This window comes from Methylomagnum sp. (assembly GCF_054333355.1).
Genome location: NZ_JBTEKS010000224.1, coordinates 1 through 7,456, shown reverse-complemented (window position 1 = coordinate 7,456; position 7,456 = coordinate 1). Strand labels below are relative to the sequence as shown.

Annotated in this window: 4 protein-coding genes and 1 pseudogene; 2 read left to right on the top strand and 3 right to left on the bottom strand. The window is 61.5% G+C overall.

Annotated features, from left to right (window positions below; translation table 11 throughout):
* Positions 1–832: pseudogene (locus tag ACXWUF_RS15390) on the top strand (molecular chaperone HtpG); the annotation flags it as partial.
* Positions 833–959: 127 nt separating this feature from the next.
* Here the strand turns inward: ACXWUF_RS15390 and ACXWUF_RS15385 are convergent.
* From ACXWUF_RS15385 to ACXWUF_RS15375, 3 genes are all read right to left on the bottom strand, one after another.
* The gene (locus ACXWUF_RS15385; protein ID WP_458495534.1) at positions 960–1,883 is read right to left on the bottom strand and encodes a branched-chain amino acid transaminase; all 924 of its coding nucleotides are present in this window, start codon (positions 1,881–1,883) and stop codon (positions 960–962) included.
* Positions 1,884–1,941: 58 nt separating this feature from the next.
* A complete protein-coding gene (glnE, locus tag ACXWUF_RS15380) occupies positions 1,942–4,794 on the bottom strand; it encodes a bifunctional [glutamate--ammonia ligase]-adenylyl-L-tyrosine phosphorylase/[glutamate--ammonia-ligase] adenylyltransferase (RefSeq protein ID WP_458495533.1) in 2,853 nt (950 codons plus the stop codon).
* Positions 4,795–4,893: 99 nt separating this feature from the next.
* Positions 4,894–6,045 (bottom strand): helix-turn-helix transcriptional regulator, encoded by a 1,152-nt coding sequence (locus tag ACXWUF_RS15375; RefSeq protein ID WP_458495532.1) that lies wholly within the window; start codon positions 6,043–6,045, stop codon positions 4,894–4,896.
* A 142-nt stretch (positions 6,046–6,187) separates the two neighbouring features.
* Here ACXWUF_RS15375 and ACXWUF_RS15370 point away from each other — a divergent pair, with 142 nt between their 5' ends.
* The gene (locus tag ACXWUF_RS15370; RefSeq protein WP_458495531.1) at positions 6,188–7,315 is read left to right on the top strand and encodes an SDR family NAD(P)-dependent oxidoreductase; all 1,128 of its coding nucleotides are present in this window, start codon (positions 6,188–6,190) and stop codon (positions 7,313–7,315) included.
* The last annotated feature ends 141 nt before the right edge of the window (positions 7,316–7,456 follow it).

Genomic DNA, 7,456 nt, shown 5'->3' with positions numbered 1-7,456 from the left:
GGGCATGTTGGAAGACCTCGCCAAGAACGATGCCGACAAGTACGCCGCGTTCTGGAAGGAGTTCGGGCAGGTGTTCAAGGAAGGCCCGATTGAGGACTTCAAGAACAAGGAACGCATCGCCAAGTTGCTGCGGTTCGCCTCGACCCACACCGATTCGGACGAGCAGAACGTCTCGCTCGACGATTACGTGGGCCGGATGAAGGAGGGCCAGGACAAGATTTACTACATCACCGCCGAGAACTTCGCCGCCGCCAAGAACAGCCCGCATTTGGAACTGCTCCGTAAAAAAGGGCTGGAAGTGCTGCTTCTGAGCGACCGGGTGGATGATTGGCTGGTGGGCTATCTCACCGATTTTGAGGGCAAGCACCTGCAATCGGTGGCGAAGGGTGAACTGGACCTGGGCAGCTTAGAGGACGAATCCGATAAGCAGCACGTCGAGGAAGCCACCAAGGAATTGGAGCCGCTGATTGAGCGCATCAAATCCGTGCTGGGCGACAAGGTGGCCGAGGTGAAGGTGTCGGGTCGCTTGACCGATTCCCCGGCCTGTTTGGTGAGCGAGGTGTACGGCATGAGCCGGACCATGGAGCGCATCATGAAGGCGGCGGGCCAGGGCGGCATGGGGATGGGGATGCCGACTTCCAAGCCGATCTTCGAGATCAACCCGGACCATTCGCTGGTTTCGCGGCTGCGCGACGAGGCCAACGAGGCCCGTTTCGCCGACCTGACCAATATCCTGTACGACCAGGCGGTGCTGAGCGAGGGCGCCCAGTTGGATGATCCGGCGGCGTTCGTGAAGCGGTTGAATGGGTTGTTGCAGGGGGTTTTGAGCTAAATAGCCCGGCGTTTTCCCGGCGAGAAAGGGCGGTCCCGGCGTAGGCTGGGGCCGCCCTTTTGGTTTGTGCCGCCAATAAAAAAGGGCCACCCAAGTGACCCTTTTTGATTTCCAGAGCGATTAGCCCTTACTCGACCAGACTCAACCACTCCCGGTGATCTTCCCGCCGCCCGTGGACATAATCGAAATACAGGCTTTGCAGCTTCTCGGTAATGGGGCCGCGTCCGCCATTGCCGATGATCCGGCCATCCAGTTCGCGAATCGGCGTCACTTCCGCCGCCGTGCCGGTGAAGAACGCCTCGTCGGCCACGTACACCTCGTCGCGGGTGATGCGCTTCTCGGCGACTTCCAGCCCTTGCTCGCGGGCGATGGTGAACAGCGTCTCGCGGGTGATGCCTTCCAAGGCCGAGGTCAGGTCCGGGGTGTAGAGCTTGCCACGCCGCACGATGAAGATGTTCTCGCCGCTGCCTTCCGCCACATAGCCCTCGTGGTCCAGCAACAGGGCTTCGTCGCAACCGCATTCCACCGCTTCGCGCACCGCCAGGATGGAGTTGATGTAATTGCCGTTGGCCTTCGCCTTGCACATCACGCTGTTGACGTGGTTGCGGGTGTAGGAGGACGTGCGGACCTTGATGCCCTTTTCGATGCCGTCCTGCCCCAAATAGCTGCCCCATTCCCAGGCGGCGACCATGACGTGGGTCTTGATGTTCTTGGCGTGCAGGCCCATCGCTTCGGAGCCGAAGAAGGCCATCGGGCGGATGTAGGCACTCGCCAGATTGTTGCGGCTCACGGCTCCGCACTGCGCCCGGTCCAGGGTGGCCTTATCGAAAGGCATCGCCATGTTCATGATGTGAGCCGAGCGGAACAGCCGGTCGGTGTGGTCGCGCAGGCGGAAGATCGCCGCGCCCCGGTCGGTGCGGTAGGCGCGCAGTCCTTCGAACACGCCGCAGCCATAATGCAGGGTATGGGTCAACACATGGACCTTGGCATCGCGCCAGGGCAGCCATTCGCCGTCGAGCCAGATGACGCCGTCTTTGTCATCCATCGCCATCAGTCGTTCTCCGATGCTTGGGTTAAGAAAATTGTTGCGGGGGTATTGTCGAAAAGGTTCAGCGCTCCATCACATCCCGCCAAATCTGCTGAACGCGGGAGCGCGGTTCCAGGTATTCGTCCGCCGGGGCCGTGGCGGGCGCTTCTTTTAAAGAAGCCCGGTGGGTTCGTTCGCGCAGCGCCCAGTAGGTTTGCCGCAGGAATTCGGCATCATCCGCGCCGGTAAAACCGGCCACCGTCAGTGAATCCAATTGGCGTACCACATCGGTCCATTCCGTCAGGTTTGGCTGGGTGTGGGCACCCGAAAGGACGCCGAATTGTACAAGAAACTCTATATCGACGATACCGCCGGGGTCTTGCTTGAGGGCGAAGCTGGCCGGGTCTTTCGAGCCTAAGCTTTCGCGCATTTTCTCGCGCATGTCCCGGACTTCGGCGCGTAACGCGGCGGTGTCCCGCTCGCGGCGCAGGGACTTCTCGCGGATGGCCTGGAACTTCGCCCCCACCGCCGGATCGCCCGCGATGAACCGGGCTTTCACCAGGGCTTGCTGCTCCCAGGTCCAGGCGTTTTGCATCTGGTAGGTGTCGTAGGCTTCCACGCTGCTGACCAAGAGACCCGAGCCGCCCGAAGGCCGCAGCCGCAAATCGGTCTCGTACAGCACGCCCGCCGGGGTGTTGGTGGTGAGGATGTGGATGATGCGCTTGCCGACCCGCGAGAAGAATTCGGCGGTCGTCACCGGCTTGTCGCCCGTGGTCGGCGCGGTGCCGACGCCGTCGTAAAGGAACACCAAATCCAGATCAGAGCCGTAGCCCAATTCAAACCCACCCAGCTTGCCGTAGGCGATGACCGCGAAGCCGTCCGGCTCATCGAAGCGAGCGCCGGGCGGCGGGCCATGCTTCTCCGCCGTGGTCTGCCAAGCTAGTCGCATGGCGGACTCGACCACGGTTTCGGCGATGTAGGTGAGGAAATCACTGACCACCCGGATCGGGATGGCTTCCGACAAATCCGCCGCCGCCACCCGCAGCACGTTGGCCTGCTTGAACTGGCGCAGGGCGATCATCAGTTGCTCCAGGTCTTTGGGATCGACCGAATCCAGCTTTCGCGCCAACTCCCGCGCCAGTTCCACCTTGGTTAGCGGCGTATACAGGCTGCGCGGGTCCATCAGTTCGTCCAGCAGCAGCGGATGGCGGGCGATGTAGTTACTGATCCATGGACTGGTCGCGGCCAGCTTCGCCAACTGGGCCAAGGCCGGGGGGTTTTCCGCCAACAGGGTCAGGTAGACATTGCGGCTGGCGACGGCCTCGATGATTTCCAGTATCCGCTCCAGGGACGCCAAGGGTTGCCCGGTCCCGGCCACCGCCCGCAGCACCATGGGCAGCAGCCGCTTCAATTCGGCCTCGCCGCGCTGGGTCATGTTGCGGACATGACGGGAAATCAGGAAGCGTTCCAGCACCGGCACCGCCGCGTCCGGCTCGGCCCAGCCCACAGCCCGCAACGCCGCCGCCGTCTGCGCCGCATCGCCGTTGAGGACCGGAGGCGTCGCCGCTTCGCCCTGAGCGCCCGCGATGACTTGCTGGAAAATCCCATGCACCCTGGCCCGCCGGGTGTCCAGCTCCCATTTGAACGCCCCCCAATCGGCGTGCCCCAAAGCGTGGGCGATGACCAGCCGCTCCACTGGCGAAGTCGGCAAATCGTGGGTCTGGCGGTCGGCGTATTGCTGCAAGCGGTTTTCGACGGTGCGGAGATAACGATAAGCCCGCACCAGCGTGTCCACGTCTTTGTCCGGCAGCAGCCGCAGTTCCCGCAAGGTCTCCAACACGGCCAGGATGCGCCGCTCCCGCAGCCGCTTGTCCTGCCCGCCCCGGATCAACTGGAATGCCTGGCCGATGAATTCGATCTCGCGGATGCCGCCCGGTCCCAGCTTGACGTTTTCCTGGCGGTCCTTGCGTTGCAGTTCCAAGGAAATCTTTTGCTTTAGGTCGCGCAGTTCACCCAAAGCGCGGTAATCCAGATAACGGCGGTACACGAAGGGCCGCAGGAATTCCTCCAACTCGCGCCCCGCCTCGAAATCCCCGGCGATGGTCCGCGCCTTCACCATGGCATAGCGTTCCCATTCCCGCGCCTGGGCTTGGTAATAGGCTTCCATGGCGTCGAAGCTCAGCGCCAGCGCCCCCGAGTCCCCAAACGGGCGCAGCCGGGTATCGACCCGGAACACGAAGCCATCCTCCGTCACCGCGTCCAGCGCCTTCACCAGACTGCGGGCCAGCCGGGTGTAGAACTCGGAATAACTGGTTTCCTTCTTGTCGGGCAGCGTGCCGTCGTCGCGGTAGGCGAAAATCAGGTCGATGTCCGAGGAAAAATTCAACTCCCACGCCCCCAGCTTGCCCATGCCCAGCACCACCAGGGATTGCGGCTGACCGTGCCGGTTCAGCGGCGTGCCCCGCATCGCGCAGGCTTGGCGGAACAGAAAAGCCAAACTTTCATCCACGCAGGTTTCCGCCAGCCGCGACACGTCCAGTAGCGTCTCCTCCAGCGGCGCCCAACCGGCGATGTCCCGCCAGGCGAGGCGGACCATCTCGCGGTGGCGGAAGCGGCGCAGCGCGGCCATCAAGCCCGCCTCGCCGCTGGCGGCTTCGAGGACGGGGCGCAGCAATTCTCGATATTCATCCTCGCCATTGGCCCGCGTGAGACGCCCCGAATCCACCAAGTCCCACAACAGCGCGGGCCGACGGGCGCAATGTCCGGCCACGAAGGGGCTGGCGGCCCACACCCGGACCAGCGAGTTGGCGATGTCGGGCGGTAAGGTTTCGACCGCCCGATCGCCTGCATTCCGGCGGAATTCGTCCAGGGCAAGAGTCACCGGTAGCTGGAGCGGTTCCGGGAGCAACGTCATGGCATCGGTGGGATCGGACATAGGGCTGATTCCGGCGGTATGGTGATAGGCGGTGGCCGCCTTGATCGTTAGCGGGAGCGCGATGAAATGGAGGGGAACGTCCTGTCTGTTACAACGCGATCAGCCCGTTTTCATGGGGCCGGACATTCGGGACATAAGCGCGACCAAGTCTACCTGCCGTGACGTGTTGGTTTTCTGAAAGATGTGCTGAAGATGGGTCTTCACAGTCTGTAAACCTATCCCAAGCATATCGGCAATCTCTTCGAGCTGAAAGCCAGGCGCCATGGCAAGAGCGACGCGCAATTCTCCTCCGGTCAGGCCATAGAGTTTGGCGAATGCCTCGCCCGGAAACAAGGGTAAGACCGCCGGATCCTGCACGAATATCGCGGCGGCGGCCGCGAACGGTTTCGAGATGCTTTGCCGCCTGCCCCGCCCGAGCGGCAGTACGGTCGCGACCAGCCCGGCACTATCGCGATCGGGCAATGCGATCGAATGCCCACCGTGTAGCGTTTCGGCCTCTTCGTCCACGGCATCCGCCAGCGCCGAGGCAAGCTGGCGCGATGCATTTGGGTCGGCTGGCGACAGGCGACTGCCGACGAGGCGAAGCGCGCGACCGGCGTGGATCTGCTGCCGGGCCGCGCTGTTCATGTGCACGACGCGGCCATCGCGAGCGCAGAGGAATACGCCGGCTGCCAAGCCGTCGAGGGTTTGCTCAAGCGTCTCGGTTTGCAGTGTGCGCAAATCGAACAGGTCGGAGATCTTCATCGCCCGGCACACATGCTTGGACAGCAGATTAAATATTCGAATCTGATCGGCCCCATAGCGCGGCTGATCGAGGTTCCGGCAGGCGTGCAGATAGCCTATCCGTGAACCGGTCCGCAGCGCCAAAAGACCAATGAAGTCGCATTGGCCGCGTGGTTGCAGGAATTCCCGATAGACGCGGCTGCCGAAGAACTCCTCATCGCCGCAGCCCAAGGCTATGGTGGTGACATCGCCCTCCGGCATGAATCTTACGGCGGGCAGAATGGGATGCTCGGCGGCGTAACGCTGATACTCATACCAGTATTCCGGACTGTACCCGTGATCGTAGAGCCGGATGTTGTCGCAAGTCTCAAGATCAAAAACGCTGACCGACCCATAGGGACTCTCGCATAGGGCGCAGATCGTGCGCACCGCTTCCCGCCACCGCTCGGGCTGGATCACACAGTCGTAAATCACTTCGACCGCTGCCGAGAACTCTTCCAACGAGCAAGGCATGGCTGAGTCGGGCATGAGTTTCGTGCCTCCTTTTAGGCAAGTTGCGCCGCCTTATACGCTTTCGTCTCACTCGAACGAGTGATGACCCGCAAAAAGTATATCGCTAGCCTGTGATTGGGTGATAGCACCCAATAAGTCCACAAATAAGGAGAGTGAGATGAGCAAGCAAGACGAAATGCCGAATGTATGCCAGGACATATCTTCGAGACCCGCCGGCATCACCCGGCGGGATTTCCTACGGGTGCCCACCGCCGTGGCGGCGACTTCCATCGCGCTGCCTTCGATGCTTGGCAGTGTATTCATGGCCGAGACAGCCAAAGCTGCGAACGGGGGCGCGATACTCGATCCTCGCTACTATCCTTTGGAAAACTTCGAACCCGAGATCGACTTGCATGGCAAGCTGGCGGTGATCACCGGCGCGTCGCGCGGCATCGGGAGAGCTGCTGCGGAGGCGCTGGCCGCGCGGGGCGCCGAGGTGATTGGCACCTCCCGCAATGTGAAGACTGTCCCCAATCCCCCCGCGTACCCCTTGCTTGATTTGGACATTACCAAGCCGAAATCGGTGGATAAATTCATTAAAGCGCTTAATCGCAGGCTGAATCGCAGGAAAAAAGTAGACATCCTGATCAACAATGCCGGGCGCTTTGTGATCGGTCCCGTTGCCCCTGCCACGCTGGATTCCTCCTCCTTCTATTTCGAGCAACTTCAACTGGCGACAGAAACTTTATATTTGGGACACATTCGGGTCACCAATGCGCTCCTCCCGCTCATGCCTGCCCAAGGCTATGCACGTGTCCTTTTTACCGTGTCCAGCGCGGCTTATCTGGTCAGCGGAACCGATCCGCTTCTCCCTTGGATACAGCAATATGTTTCGGCGAAGAGAGCCTTGCTGGCCTACGCCAACAGTCTGCGCTTCGCTTTGCGCGAAGCGTCAAGCAATATCGTGATCTCGACCGTAAATCCGTACATCATCGGGACGACCGGCGCCGATCATCCCCATCCGATCTATACGCAACCGGTATCCGACACTGGTTTTACGGATGATCCGCCCTCCGCCCCATTCAATCAGATACTTTCGCTGATCCGGCAAATCCAATCGACGGGGCTGCCTCCGTCGTTCGCGGGCAACGCCTATGCCCAATTGCTTGCCAGCTCGGAGCCGCCGGCCAATATCGTAGTCGGTTCAACCCAGGAACCCTATGCGACACAGGGCGGCACCGCATTCCTCGAGTCGCTTCTCTTGGCCGAAAACGCCGAATCGGCCATACGATATAGTTGCGGCTAATACCCGTCTTTCCGCACCTCCCTTGACTACAATTGCGCGTTTTCCCCGCAAGCATGAACCACGACGCCCTCCATCTTTCCGACGCCCCCGATGCGAATGCTTACGCGAGCCACACGCTTGACCATCATGGCCTGGTGGCGG